The 12,991-nt window shown below is 69.9% G+C and carries 12 protein-coding genes; 9 read left to right on the top strand and 3 right to left on the bottom strand.

What is annotated here, in order from left to right; translation table 11 throughout:
- Positions 1 to 2: 2 nt before the first annotated feature.
- The gene (locus tag H613_RS0116590; RefSeq protein WP_026924681.1) at positions 3 to 287 is read right to left on the bottom strand and encodes a ferredoxin; all 285 of its coding nucleotides are present in this window, start codon (positions 285 to 287) and stop codon (positions 3 to 5) included.
- A 115-nt stretch (positions 288 to 402) separates the two neighbouring features.
- On the opposite strand from H613_RS0116590, the gene arc reads away from it, so the two are divergent.
- Positions 403 to 2,184: a proteasome ATPase gene (gene arc / locus H613_RS0116595; RefSeq protein ID WP_026924682.1), complete on the top strand. Its 1,782-nt coding sequence runs from the start codon at positions 403 to 405 to the stop codon at positions 2,182 to 2,184.
- Between the two features lie 496 nt (positions 2,185 to 2,680).
- Here the strand turns inward: arc and H613_RS0116600 are convergent, their stop codons facing one another.
- Positions 2,681 to 3,847 carry a PP2C family protein-serine/threonine phosphatase gene (locus H613_RS0116600; RefSeq protein WP_051393458.1) on the bottom strand — a complete coding sequence of 389 codons (1,167 nt, stop codon included), beginning with the start codon at positions 3,845 to 3,847 and terminating at the stop codon, positions 2,681 to 2,683.
- A gap of 152 nt (positions 3,848 to 3,999) precedes the next feature.
- Here H613_RS0116600 and dop point away from each other — a divergent pair, with 152 nt between their 5' ends.
- The 6 genes from dop to H613_RS27195 all read left to right on the top strand — a co-directional run bounded on the left by dop (position 4,000) and on the right by H613_RS27195 (position 9,791).
- Positions 4,000 to 5,505, top strand: a complete 1,506-nt coding sequence (dop, locus tag H613_RS0116605; RefSeq protein WP_035738380.1) for a depupylase/deamidase Dop — start codon at positions 4,000 to 4,002, stop codon at positions 5,503 to 5,505.
- Between the two features lie 291 nt (positions 5,506 to 5,796).
- A complete protein-coding gene (locus H613_RS0116610) occupies positions 5,797 to 6,012 on the top strand; it encodes a ubiquitin-like protein Pup (RefSeq protein WP_026924685.1) in 216 nt (71 codons plus the stop codon).
- A 213-nt stretch (positions 6,013 to 6,225) separates the two neighbouring features.
- The gene (gene prcB, locus H613_RS0116615) at positions 6,226 to 7,020 is read left to right on the top strand and encodes a proteasome subunit beta (protein ID WP_051393459.1); all 795 of its coding nucleotides are present in this window, start codon (positions 6,226 to 6,228) and stop codon (positions 7,018 to 7,020) included.
- 13 nt (positions 7,021 to 7,033) lie between these two features.
- Complete coding sequence (prcA, locus tag H613_RS0116620) at positions 7,034 to 7,801, top strand: proteasome subunit alpha (protein ID WP_026924687.1); 768 nt, start codon at positions 7,034 to 7,036, stop codon at positions 7,799 to 7,801.
- A 405-nt stretch (positions 7,802 to 8,206) separates the two neighbouring features.
- Entirely contained in the window at positions 8,207 to 9,565 is a 1,359-nt protein-coding gene (pafA, locus tag H613_RS0116625) for a Pup--protein ligase (protein ID WP_026924688.1), read from the top strand.
- Between the two features lie 7 nt (positions 9,566 to 9,572).
- Complete coding sequence (locus H613_RS27195; RefSeq protein ID WP_035738382.1) at positions 9,573 to 9,791, top strand: hypothetical protein; 219 nt, start codon at positions 9,573 to 9,575, stop codon at positions 9,789 to 9,791.
- 3 nt (positions 9,792 to 9,794) lie between these two features.
- Here H613_RS27195 and H613_RS0116635 read toward each other — a convergent pair whose 3' ends face one another.
- The gene (locus tag H613_RS0116635) at positions 9,795 to 10,898 is read right to left on the bottom strand and encodes a DUF3866 family protein (RefSeq protein WP_026924689.1); all 1,104 of its coding nucleotides are present in this window, start codon (positions 10,896 to 10,898) and stop codon (positions 9,795 to 9,797) included.
- A gap of 106 nt (positions 10,899 to 11,004) precedes the next feature.
- On the opposite strand from H613_RS0116635, the gene H613_RS0116640 reads away from it, so the two are divergent.
- Both H613_RS0116640 and H613_RS0116645 read left to right on the top strand, forming a co-directional pair.
- A complete protein-coding gene (locus H613_RS0116640) occupies positions 11,005 to 11,979 on the top strand; it encodes a helix-turn-helix transcriptional regulator (RefSeq protein WP_026924690.1) in 975 nt (324 codons plus the stop codon).
- Positions 11,946 to 12,986 carry a helix-turn-helix transcriptional regulator gene (locus tag H613_RS0116645; RefSeq protein WP_439330250.1) on the top strand — a complete coding sequence of 347 codons (1,041 nt, stop codon included), beginning with the start codon at positions 11,946 to 11,948 and terminating at the stop codon, positions 12,984 to 12,986. The genes H613_RS0116640 and H613_RS0116645 overlap by 34 nt, the downstream gene beginning before the upstream one ends.
- The last annotated feature ends 5 nt before the right edge of the window (positions 12,987 to 12,991 follow it).

A 12,991-nucleotide genomic window follows, 5' to 3' on the forward strand; every position in this document is an offset into this window, starting at 1 on the left:
CCCTATTCGGCCCCCGGCCCGGCCACAGGCGTCCGGTCGGCCCGGTCGCGGACGTAGATGCACTCGCCGGGGCAGTCGTGAGCCGCGTTCACAATGTCCAGACGGCGATCCTCCGGCACGGCCCTTTGTGAACCCTCCGCGGTCAGCAGATCACCTTGAGTGTTCTTCACGTAGGCCAGGCCGTCGATGTCGAACTCGAAGATGTCGGGCGCGTACTGGACGCACAAACCGTCGCCTGTGCAGGCATCCTGATCGATCGACACCTCGAGTTCACGTTCCTCAGCCATGTCCCCCACATTAATTGCCGCGAAGAACCTGGCGCAATGTCGGTGTCGAGTCTTACTATTGGCGTCCCCAGCCAGCTACGGTTGGAGTAGGAACCTCACTCGGGAGGTGTGATCCGTGGCACGAAGCAATGATGACCGTCGACAGGGACTGGGCCGGGACTCAGAGCACGACGAACTGTCAGGACAGGTCGAAGAGCTCCAAGAGGAACTGGCCGCGGCTCGCCGTCGACTCACCGAAACGCCCCGACACGTCCACATTCTGGAAGAGCGGCTCGCCGCCGCCGGATCCCAGATCGATCGGCTGTCGGAGCAGAACGAACGGCTCGTGGCGACCCTCAAGGAAGCCCGCGAGCAGATCGTCTCGCTGAAAGAGGAAATCGACCGGCTCGCGCAGCCGCCGTCCGGTTACGGCGTGTTCTTGGGAGCCCGTGAGGACGGCACCGTCGACGTCTTCACGTCCGGGAGGAAGTTCCGTGTGGCGCTCGCCCCGTCGATCGACGCCGACGAGCTCGAACGCGGCCAGGAAGTGCTGCTCAACGACGCCATGAACGTCGTCGAGGTGCTCGAGTACGAGCGCATCGGCGAGGTCGTGACGCTCAAAGAGCTCATCGAGACCGAAGACGGCAGCCCGCCCGACCGGGCGCTGGTGACCAGCCACGCCGACGAGGAGCGCGTCGTGCTCCTGTCGGATGCGCTGATGAACCAGCCGCTGCGCGCCGGGGACTCGATCATGATCGAGCCGCGCGCGGGCTACGCCTACGAGCGCATCCAGAAGAGCGAGGTCGAAGAGCTCGTCCTCGAAGAGGTCCCCGACGTCGACTACTACGACATCGGCGGGCTCGACGGCCAGATCGAACTCATCCGGGACGCCGTCGAGCTGCCGTTCCTGCACGCGGACCTGTTCCGCGAGCACGAGCTGCGCGCGCCCAAGGGCATCCTGCTCTACGGCCCGCCCGGCTGCGGCAAGACGCTCATCGCCAAGGCCGTCGCCAACTCGCTGGCCAAGAAGGTCGCCGAGATGCGCGGCGAGGAGGCCTCCTCGAAGAGCTACTTCCTCAACATCAAGGGCCCGGAGCTGCTGAACAAGTACGTCGGCGAGACCGAGCGGCACATCCGCCTGGTCTTCCAGCGCGCCCGCGAGAAGGCCTCCGAGGGCATGCCGGTCATCGTGTTCTTCGACGAGATGGACTCCATCTTCCGCACCCGCGGATCCGGGGTCTCCTCGGACGTGGAGAACACCATCGTCCCGCAGCTGCTCTCGGAGATCGACGGCGTGGAGGGCCTGGAGAACGTCATCGTCATCGGGGCATCGAACCGCGAGGACATGATCGACCCGGCGATCCTGCGGCCCGGACGGCTCGACGTCAAGATCAAGATCGAGCGGCCCGACGCTGAGGCGGCCAAGGACATCTTCTCGAAGTACATCACGCCGAACCTGCCGCTGCACGCCGACGACCTGGTCGAACACGACAAGGACCGCGACGCGACGGTGGGCTCGATGATCCAGGCGGTCGTCGAGCGGATGTACTCCGAGGTCGACGAGAACCGGTTCCTGGAGGTCACCTACGCCGACGGGGACAAGGAGGTCCTGTACTTCAAGGACTTCAACTCCGGCGCCATGATCGAGAACATCGTGGCCAGGGCCAAGAAGATGGCGATCAAGGACTTCCTGACCGCGCAGTCGAAGGGCCTGCGGCTCAACCACCTGATCGACGCCACCGTCGACGAGTTCCGCGAGAACGAGGACCTGCCGAACACCACCAACCCGGACGACTGGGCGCGGATCTCCGGCAAGAAGGGCGAGCGGATCGTCTACATCCGCACGCTCGTCTCCGGCAAGGGCTCCGACTCCGGACGCAGCATCGACACCGTGTCCAACACGGGTCAGTACCTGTAGCGAAGCGGAAGGTACCGAAAGCGCAGCCTGTAGCGAAGCGGAAGGTACCAAAGCGCAGCCTGTGGCGAAGCGGAAGGTACCGGAAGCGCAGCCTGTAAGCGGCAAGGCCGCCCGCGCGGCGGCCAGTACCGGGTTCGCCCACCGGGTGCACCTGAGTACCGAGTGAGCGGCCGGACGGGGCGGCGGGCCGAGCCCGCCGCCCCGTCCGCGTCCCCGGTCCGCGCTCGTCGGCAGGGAGCGGACCCGTGCCGCCCGCGAAGGAGCCTCCGAGCCCGCATCGGCCCACGGCGCCGGTCGCGCGGGATGCGCGGGTCCCCCGGCTCCGGCCAGGCCGATCCGTCCGTGCATGCGATCCGACAGCCTCGCTTGGGCACGATGGCCCTTCTCTGTTCATGTCGGTCCGCGCCCATGAGGCGGGGGCGGGCAGTGGGACACACGGACGCTGGCCGCGCCGTCCATCCGCGCCTGCGAGGCGGCGGGGGGACCGAGCCGGCTCTCACGCTCCGGCGGCGTCTCCGGGGACCTGCAGGATCACCAGCGACAGGTCGTCCGCACGCTGGAAGCGGCCCCGGTTGAAATCGGCGCGCAAGAGCGACCGAAGCCGGTGCGGATCGCGCTGCCCGGCCGCGACGTGCGCGTTGACGCACGACGTCAGCGGGAACATTCGGCCCGCCTTGTCTCGCGCCTCGACCAGGCCGTCGGTGAAGGCGATGACGAGGTCGCCGGGGCACAGCGGCACTTCCAGCACCTCGGCCGGCACCGATCCGAACTCCGCCAGCCCCAGCGGCGGCCGCGGCTTGGCCTCAAGCGGCTTCACGGCGTGCTGGACCAGCAGGGGCGCCGGATGCCCGCACAGCACCACCCGCACCACCGCCTCGCCCGGCGGGATCTCGATGAGCGCGGCCGTGGCGAACGTCTGGTCCCACTCGCTGCGGCCCCGGTTGTCCAGCGCGACCCGCCGCTCCATGCGGGCCGCCAGCGATTTCAGGTCGGCGTCGTCGAGGATGCCCTCCCTGAAGCTGCCCAGCAGCGCCTCGGTGATCCGCACCGTGGACAGGTCGTGGCCCTGGACGTCGCCGACGATGGCCCGCAGGCCGAACTCGGTGCACTGGACGTCGAAGAAGTCCCCGCCCACCAGGCCGGGGCTGCCCTCGGGCGTGCGGTACACCGACGCCACGTCGAACGAGCCGATGTGATCGGGCAGCTCGGGCATGATCGCGCGCTGCGTGGTCTCGGCGACGGTGGTCATGTCCAGCAGCCGCGTCACCACCCGGTCCCTGATCCACGCCAGCACCACCGACAGGCCGCCGATCGCCACCGCGGCGCCGACGTCGGGCCAGCCGCTGGCCGGGACCGGCAGGAGACCGAGCGCGTGCGAGCCCGAAGCGACGAAGAACGACACCCCGAACGCGGCCACCGCCGTCGGTACGGGGCCATTGACCAGCGCTGTCAATGCCGGGAACGCGAAGACCACGTAGCTGTAGCGCAGCAGCACCGGGCTGAGCAGGACGAGCGGCAGCGGCAGGAGCGCGACCAGCGGGAGCAGCCGCAGCCAGAGCAGCGCGCCCGGGTCACCGCCGGTCATGCGGTTCGCCAGGCTGCCGCTCGTCAGATAGGACCGGGTCGTGCCCTGATCCGGCTGCAACTGCCCGCTTCTGCCCATCGGGCTGATCGTATGCGGCGTAGAGTGACCAGACGGTGAGATCGGCGATACCGCGGCGCGGCGGCCGCGTCGTGCCCGCTGAGCCGCAGAAATTCGATCCGAACCCGCCCGGAAGGGGCGGATGCGGGGGAGAACCGACTACGCTCGAAGACATGACCGTACGCCGCATCATGGGCACTGAGATCGAATACGGGATCAGCGTGCCCGGCCAGCCGGGGGCCAACCCCATGGTGACCTCCTCCCAGATCGTCAACGCCTACGCCGCCCGCCCGGAGCTGTCGAAAGGCGGACGGGCGCGGTGGGACTACGAGGAGGAGACGCCCCTGCGCGACGCGCGCGGCTTCACCTACACCGGGGCGCTGTACGACCCCGCCGAGAACCTGGCCGACGAGGACAGCGGCCTGGCCAACGTCATCCTCACCAACGGCGCGCGGCTGTACGTCGACCACGCCCACCCCGAGTACTCCACGCCCGAGGTCACCAACCCGCGCGAGATCGTCCTGTTCGACAAGGCCGGCGAGCTGACCATGGCCGAGGCCGCCCACCGGGCCGCCCACACGCCGGGCATCGGGGCGATCAACCTCTACAAGAACAACACCGACAACAAGGGCGCCTCGTACGGCGCTCACGAGAACTTCCTGATGTCGCGCCGGACGCCGTTCGCCGACATCGTCGCCCACTTCACCCCGTTCCTGGTCACCCGCCAGGTCTTCTGCGGGGCCGGGCGCATCGGCATCGGCCAGGACGCCTCGGAGCCGGGCTTCCAGATCTCCCAGCGCGCCGACTTCTTCGAGGTCGAGGTGGGCCTGGAGACGACCTTGAAGCGCCCGATCATCAACACTCGCGACGAGCCGCACTCCGACGCCGAGCGCTACCGGCGCCTCCACGTCATCATCGGCGACGCGAACCTGGCCGAGTACGCCACGTTCCTCAAGGTCGGCACCGCCTCGATCGTGCTGTCGATGGTCGAATCCGGCGCCTTCGACGGCTCGCTGGCCATCAGCGAGCCGGTGGCGGAGCTGCGCGCGGTCAGCCACGACCCGACGCTGAAGCACAAGATCGAGCTGCGCAGCGGCAAGCGGATGACCGCCGTCGAGTTGCAACAGTCGATCCTGGAGCAGGCCGAGGACTACTGCGGCGCCGACTGCGACCCCGAGACGCGCGAGGTCCTCGACCAGTGGGCGTTCGTGCTCGACGCCCTCGCGCGCGACCCCTCCGAGCTGGACGACATGCTCGACTGGCCGGCGAAACTGGCGCTGCTGGAACGGTACCGGGACCGCGAGGACCTTGACTGGGGTTCGTCGAAACTCCAGGCGATCGATCTGCAGTACCACGACGTGCGGCCCGAGAAGGGCCTGTACCACCGGCTGGTGGCCCGCGGCAAGATGCGTCGGATGCTGACCGACACCGAGGTGATCGACGCGATGACGGAGCCCCCGGCGGACACGCGGGCGTTCTTCCGCGGCCGGTGCCTGGCCCGGTACCCCTCCGAGGTCGTTGCGGCGTCATGGGACTCGGTCATCTTCGACGTCGGGGCGGACTCGCTGGTGCGGGTGCCCATGATGGAACCGGAGCGGGGCACCAAGGCGCACGTGGGGGACCTGTTCGACCGCTGCGAGGCCGCCAAGGACCTGCTCGACGTCATCACCGCCGAGTGAGCCGCGGACGCTGAGCCGCCTCCCGCCGCGCATGTCGCTGTTCGCCTACGGCGTAGCGCCGCGCTCCCTGAGGCCGCCATCGATGTGGCCCGTGGGGCGCATGAGACGATCGCTCGCACCCTCGCACCTGGTCAACGGTAATCTACCGGTCGCGCTGCGTATCCGGATGCGGCTCCGGCGGCCGCGCCGGAAACGGAATATTACGGGGCGGTACGGCGTCGTATCTGGCACGGTGTCGTACCTTCGCGGTACGGTTTAGGCACCATCGGTCGAAGGTAGAAGGGAAAAGCGATGGCAGCGAAAGACTCCGGCGGGCAGTCGCAGTCGCAGCGGTCACGGCAGGACGCCGATGCCGAGGCCACCGAGGCCGCTGTCGACCCCGAGATTGCCGAGCGTCACGAAGAGATCACCGAGGAAGTAGACGACCTGCTCGACGAGATCGACGACGTCCTGGAGACCAACTCCGAGGAATTCGTCCGCTCGTTCGTGCAAAAGGGCGGCCAGTAAGGCGCCCTGCCAATGGACATAGGGTTACCTGGTGCGCCGCACCGGCAACGGGCTTTCGAGCCGCGAAACCGGTGCGGCACACCAGGTGCTCTATACCATCGACGGCCCTGGGGCCCGAGAGGCCTTGCAGCGCGGGCCGCGCTATTGAAATAGAAATAGGGAGGTCAAGTCGTGACAGGTGAAGGATTCCCAGGCAAGCTACCGAACGCGTATATGACGGCTGGAACCTCCTCGTTCTCGGAGTTTCTGACACAGGTGGCCCCGGAGATGCTTCCGGGCCGTCGCCCCCTGCCCCCCGGCGATTTCGCCCAGATCAGCGCCCACGCCACCACGATCGTGACGATGAAGACCGCCGAAGGCGTCGTGATGGCCGGCGACCGCCGGGCCACCATGGGCAACTACATCTCCAGCCGCGACATCGAGAAGGTCTTCCCCGCCGACGGCTACTCGCTCATCGGCATCGCCGGAACGGCCGGACTCGGCATCGAACTGGTCAAGCTCTACCAGCTCGAACTCGAACACTACGAGAAGATCGAAGGCGAGTCGCTGACGCTCAACGGCAAGGCCAACCGCCTCGCCACGATGCTCAGGGGCAACCTCGGCATCGCGCTCCAGGGCCTCGCCGTCGTCCCGCTGTTCGCCGGATTCGACGAGGACGCGCCCGACGCCTCCCAGGCCGGCAAGATCTACAGCTTCGACGTCGTCGGCGGCATCTACGAGGAACGCGACTTCGACTCGATCGGCTCGGGCTCGATCTTCGCCAAGAGCGCCTTGAAAAAGCGCTTCCAGCGCGGCATCTCCACCGACGATGCCGTCAGGCTCGCGGTCGAATCGCTCTACGACGCCGCGGACGACGACTCCGCCACCGGCGGCCCCGACCCCACCCGCGACCTCTACCCGGTGGTCATGACCGCCACGGCCGAGGGCTCCAAGCGCGTCGACGAGGCCGCAGTGGCCGAAGTGGCCCGCGACGTCATCGCGTCCCGCACTGAGAACCCCTACGGCTGAAAGGAGCACGGACATGGGCATGCAGTTCTACACCAGTCCCGAGCAGATCATGCGGGACCGGGCCGAATACGCCCGCAAGAACATCTCCCGAGGCCGCAACGTCGTCGCGCTCTCGTGCGCCGACGGAGTCCTCTTCGTCGCCGAGAACGTCTCCTCGGCCCTCCACAAGCTCTACGAGCTCTACGACCGCATCGGCTTCGCCGCCGTCGGCCGCTACAACGAGTTCGAGAACCTGCGGACGGCCGGGGTCCGGATGGCCGACCTGCGCGGCTACTCCTACGACCGGCGCGACGTCAACGCCGCCAGCCTCGCCAAGGCCTACGCCCAGACGCTCGGGGCGATCTTCTCCGAGCAGACCAAGCCGTTCGAAGTCGAGATCTGCGTCGCCGGCGTCGGCGCCGACGCCCAGGCCGACGAGCTCTACCGGCTCACCTTCGACGGCTCGATCAACGACGAGCCGGGCTACCTGGCCATGGGCGGCCAGGCCGAGCAGCTGATCGAGGTCCTCCGCGAAGGGCACGACTTCGAAGCGCCCCTGTCCGACTCCTTCGCGCTGGCGCTGCGGGCGCTCGGCGCCGGCGGCGAGAACGGCGCGCGGCGGGAGCTGACCACCGACGTCCTCGAAGTGGCGATGCTCGAGCGGGCCCGCCCCGGCCGGGCGTTCCGCCGCATCAAGGGCGCCGCGCTCGAGGCGCTCATGGCGAGCACCGCCGAACCGACCGACGCCTCCGACGAGACGGGAGCCGCCGAAGCGGCCCCCGACGACGACACCGAGTCCTGACCAAGGCCGCCCGCGGCACCGATCGCGGCCGCGCCGGACGCCGCAGCGGGACTCCGCCGCCGGACCGGGTTTCCCGGCCCGGCGGCGGGGAACCACTGAAAGACCGGCGACGGCCGCCACTGGGGGATCGGGAAAGGCACGGCCGTCGTTTTCGAACGGCCCGGCCGAACCCGACGCGACGCGGATCGCTCCCACTCAAATGGACGGTCGCCGCCGCTCGGCTGCGCCCACCGCGGCGCACGGCCCAGCAGGCGACGCCGAACCGGGAAGCGGCTCCGCCAGCGCCAGCGGCGAACCGCACGGCGGCACCAGTGCCGCCGCACATTTCCATAGTGCCCGTCGCGTTCTGGCATCGTTTGATCGCGAGGGGTGTTCTCCTCAACCGAATCGGGGTAGGGTTTCGACATGGACAGGCGCATTTTCGGACTAGAGACCGAATACGGGGTCACTTGTACTTTTAGGGGACAGCGCCGTCTCTCCCCGGACGAGGTGGCCCGCTACCTCTTCAGGCGCGTGGTCAGCTGGGGACGCTCCTCGAACGTCTTCCTGCGCAACGGCGCCCGCCTCTACCTCGACGTCGGGTCCCACCCCGAGTACGCCACCCCCGAATGCGACTCGGTCGAAGACCTGGTCAAACACGACCGCGCGGGGGAGCGGATCCTCGAAGGCCTCATGATCGACGCCGAGAAGCGCCTCCACGACGAAGGCATCGCCGGCGACATCTACCTGTTCAAGAACAACACCGACTCCGCCGGCAACTCCTACGGCTGCCACGAGAACTACCTGGTCAGCCGCCACGGCGAATTCGGACGCCTCGCCGAGGTCCTCATCCCGTTCCTGGTGACCCGCCAGCTCATCTGCGGGGCCGGGAAGGTCCTCCAGACCCCCAGAGGCGCGCGCTACTGCCTGTCCCAGCGCGCCGAGCACATCTGGGAGGGCGTCTCCTCGGCCACCACCCGCTCGCGGCCCATCATCAACACCCGCGACGAGCCGCACGCCGACGCCGAGCGCTACCGGCGCCTCCACGTCATCGTCGGCGACTCCAACATCAACGAGATCACCACGATGCTCAAGCTCGGCTCGGCCGACCTCGTGCTGCGCATGATCGAGACCGGCGTGACGATGCGGGACCTGACCCTGGAGAACCCGATCCGGGCCATCCGCGAGATCAGCCACGACACCACCGGCAAGCGCCTGGTGCGCCTGGCCTCCGGCCGCGAGGCCTCGGCCCTGGACATCCAGCGCGAATACCTCGAGAAGGCGATGGACTTCATCGACCAGCGCGGCGCCGACGCGGTCACCAAGCGCGTCATCGAGCTGTGGGGCCGGGTCCTCCAGGCCGTCGAGACCGGCGACCTCGACTCGGTGGCCCGCGAGATCGACTGGGTCGCCAAGCTCAAGCTCATCGAGCGCTACCGCGAGAAGCGCGGCCTGGCCCTGTCCAGTCCCCGCGTCGCCCAGCTCGACCTCGCCTACCACGACATCCGCCGCGGCCGCGGCCTGCACCACCTGATGGAGCAGCGCGGCGAGGCCGAGCGCCTCACCCACGACGTCGAGGTCTTCGAGGCCAAGGAGGTCCCGCCGCAGACCACCAGGGCCCGCCTGCGCGGCGAGTTCATCCGCAAGGCCCAGGAGCGCCGCCGCGATTTCACCGTCGACTGGGTCCACCTCAAGCTCAACGACCAGGCGCAGCGCACCGTGCTGTGCAAGGACCCGTTCCGCTCCCGCGACGAGCGCGTCGACAAGCTCATCGCCAGCATGTGAGGCCCCCTTGCGCCACGAGGACTCCCAGCAGCAGCGACCGGCCGCCGATCCCCAACGCCGCCGCGGCTCGTTCGACCCCGTCGAGGCCTACCGCCGCAGGACCGAGCGCATCCGCGAGGAGATCGCCCGCAACCGGCGCGGCGAGTACACCGTCCCCACCTGGGTGCTGGCGCTCGCCCTGGCGGCCGTCATCGCCGTGTGGATCCTCGTCCTGTTCGTTCTCTAAAGATCAACCCGACGTCTCGCTCGGGCGCTTCGCCAAGAACGCGGCGTGGCGCCCGGCGACGGCCTCGGCCACGAAGTACACCCGGTCGGCGTCCAGGCCCCGCCCCATCGTCGACAGCCGCACCGGCAGCGCCTCCATCGCCTCGACCAGCCCCGAGGCCTCCACCGTCACCTGCCGGTGCCGCTCGGGCAGCTCGGCCAGCTGCGCGACGATCTTGCCCTCCAGATCGGCGGGCAGCTCGTCGGGCACCGGAATGTCGGCCGAAGCCAGAGCGACCTTCTTGTAAGCCGTCATCGAATGGTGCGAGATCCCGCGATGCCGCTCCCGCGCGTCCCCCTCGGAGATCCGCAAGGAAGCCACGGGCCGCCCGCCCAGCACCGCGGCGGCGTTGACCGCCTCCCCGGCGGCGGTGCCCGAGAAGCCCCACACCGTGCCCGTGCCGAGGTTCCCCGGCCCCTGGGCGACGATCGCGACATCGGCGCCGCCGACGACCTTCGCGGCGATGAGCGCGTTGTGCACGTTCGTGGCCTCCAAGTCCCCGCCGAAGCACTGCCCGGCGGTGACGACCGTGCACAGTCGGTCCGAGAGCTGGTCCAACTGCCGCGAGAACCACGCCGGGAGCGAGCCGCCGTCGGTCATGACGTACGCGACCCGCACACCCGGGGCGGTGGCGTGAACCCCCGCCAGGATCGGCGCGAGCGCCGAATGCAGATCCGCCACCACCACCGGCATCCCGTCGAGGCTCTCGCACGCCTCGACCGCGGCCCGGTGCGGCGAGTCGTCCTCGTCCACGGCCAGACGCATCGCCTGCATCGGCGTGTACCGGGCCTTGACGATGTGCCCCGGCCCCTCGACATCGCCCGGCAAACGCTCCGGCACGGCCACGACCAGCGCGTACCCGCCCGTCCCCAGCCCCTTGGCGATCGCGTTGCAGTTGAGCAGCACCCTGTCGCCCTCGACCGGGACGCCGACGAGCTCGTCATAGGCCAGACCCCGGCACGAGAACGCCGCCTCGCCCTCGCGGGCCTCCACGTCGACCTCGAGCTCGGTGCAGCCCCTCCAGCCGCCGCGAACTGCGCGAACGGTGCCGTATCGCCATCTGATCACGACTGGACGGTAACAGAGCGAATCCACCGCCCGCGAACGGTCGCGCCCCCGCCCGCCAAGGGCGGCCTGCCTCGCGCGCCGATGCCCGAGGGCATAATCTTGGCGGGTGTCGAACGATCGCACTGAACGGTTGGTGAACCTGGTGTTGTGTCTGCTGTCGTCGCGGCGCTTCCAGACGGCGAGCAAGATCGCCAGGACCGTCCCCGGCTACGAGCACGACCCAGAGGACAAGCGCGCCCACGAGGCGTTCCAACGCAAGTTCGAGCGCGACAAGGCCGAACTGCGCCGCATCGGCGTCCCGCTCCAATCCGGCGTCGACCCCTACTTCGACACCGAGCCCGGCTACCGCATCGCCAGGTCCGACTTCGAGCTGCCCCAGATCGAGTTCACCGACGCCGAGGCCGCCGCCGTGGCCGCCGCCGCCCGCCTCTGGCACCAGCCCGAACTCCAGTCCGGCACCGCCCAGGCCCTGCGCAAGCTCCGCGCCGCCGGCATCGACGTCGAGTCCCACGCCGCCGCCTTCCCCGTCAAGGCCCTGCCCGGCACCGAGGCGGCCCTCTCGCCGCTGCTGGAGGCCATCGCCTCCCGCCGCGCGGTCGCCTTCGACTACCTCGGCGCCCGCGACGAGACCGCGCAGCGCCGCCGCCTCCAGCCGTGGGGCTGCGCCGCCTGGCGCGGCCGCTGGTACGTCGCCGGCTACGACCTCGACCGCGCCGCCCAGCGCGTCTTCCGCCTCACCCGCATCCCCGGCAAGGTACGCCTGGTGGGCCCCGAAGACGCCTACACCATCCCCGAGGGCGTCGACGTGCTCGCCTTCGCCTCCGAAGCCGAGGCCCACCAGACGCCCTCGCGCGCCAAGGTCCTGGTCCGCCCCCGCGCCGCCTGGGGCGTGCGCCGCCGCGCCGACCAGATCGGCCCCCGCCGCTCCGACGGCGACGAGGTCTGCTTCACCTACACCGACACCCCCTTCACCGCGTCCTGGCTCGCCTCCTTCGGCGCCGACGTCCTCGTCCTCGAACCGCCCGAACTGGTCAAGGAGACCATCGCGTGCCTGCAGAACCTCGCGGAGGACCGCCGATGAGCGTCCGCCTGGCCAGGCTGCTGAACCTGGTGCCGTACCTGGTCGCCCGCCCCGAAGGCGTGCCGATCCGCGAACTCGCCGACGACTTCGGCGTCACGGTCGCGCAGATCCGCGCCGACCTGACGCTGCTGTGGATGTGCGGCCTGCCCGGCTACGGGCCCGGCGACCTCATCGACATCGCCTTCGACGCCGACACCGTCCGCGTCAACTTCGCCGCGGGCATGGACCGGCCGGTGCGCCTGGCCGGCCACGAGGCCCTGGCCCTGTCAGTGGCCCTCCGCGTCCTGGGCGACACCCCCGGCGTCGGCGACCGCGGCGCGATCGCCTCGGCGCTCGACAAGCTCGGCGCCGCCGCGGGCGCCGAGGCCGCCGAGGTGCCCGTCCGCGACACCGTCGCCGAGAGCGACGTCGAACGCTACGCGGCCCTGGTCGAATCGGGCAACGCCGCCCGGATCACCTACTACTCGGCCAGCCGCGACACCACCTCCGAGCGCATCGTCGACCCCATCGAGGTCGTCGCCGCCGACGGCCACGCCTACCTGCGCGCCTGGTGCCGCACCGCGAACGAGGTCCGCCAGTTCCGGCTCGACCGCATCGACGCCTGCACCGTCATCGACGAGCCCGCAGCGCCCCCCGCGTCCGCCGCCAGGCCCGCGGGCCGCGCCGCCGGGCCGGGGGAGCCGGCCCCGACCGCGTTCCTGGCCTCCGAGCTGCCGCTCATCGAACTGCGCCTCGGCCCGGCCGGGAAGGGCATCACCGACTCCTACCCCTGCGAGGAGATCATCGGCGAGGCCGACGGCTACCGCCGGATCAAGATGCGCGCCCGCGACCTGGAGTGGGCCCGCCGCTTCGTCCTCGGCCTCGGCGGCGAAGCCCAGGTCATCGCCCCCGCCGAACTGCGCGACGAGGTCAGATCCGCCGCTCAGGCCGCCCTCGACCGGTACGCCGACCCGCCGCCCGAGACCGGACACCGACACCCCGCCGCGCCGAGCGGAGCCGATCGCTAGACTGT

Origin of the sequence: Glycomyces arizonensis DSM 44726 (assembly GCF_000482705.1) — a bacterium.
Classification (GTDB): Bacteria; Actinomycetota; Actinomycetes; order Mycobacteriales; family Micromonosporaceae; genus Glycomyces; species Glycomyces arizonensis.

Bases quoted from the DNA above. Each gene is read 5' to 3' on its own strand.
- dop (WP_035738380.1), top strand. From the start codon at position 4,000: ATGACCGTACGCCGCATCATGGGCACTGAGATCGAATACGGGATCAGC.
- pafA (WP_026924688.1), top strand. From the start codon at position 8,207: ATGGACAGGCGCATTTTCGGACTAGAGACCGAATACGGGGTCACTTGT.
- H613_RS0116610 (WP_026924685.1), top strand. From the start codon at position 5,797: ATGGCAGCGAAAGACTCCGGCGGGCAGTCGCAGTCGCAGCGGTCACGG.
- H613_RS0116590 (WP_026924681.1), bottom strand. From the start codon at position 287: ATGGCTGAGGAACGTGAACTCGAGGTGTCGATCGATCAGGATGCCTGC.
- prcA (WP_026924687.1), top strand. From the start codon at position 7,034: ATGGGCATGCAGTTCTACACCAGTCCCGAGCAGATCATGCGGGACCGG.
- prcB (WP_051393459.1), top strand. From the start codon at position 6,226: ATGACGGCTGGAACCTCCTCGTTCTCGGAGTTTCTGACACAGGTGGCC.
- H613_RS0116600 (WP_051393458.1), bottom strand. From the start codon at position 3,847: ATGGGCAGAAGCGGGCAGTTGCAGCCGGATCAGGGCACGACCCGGTCC.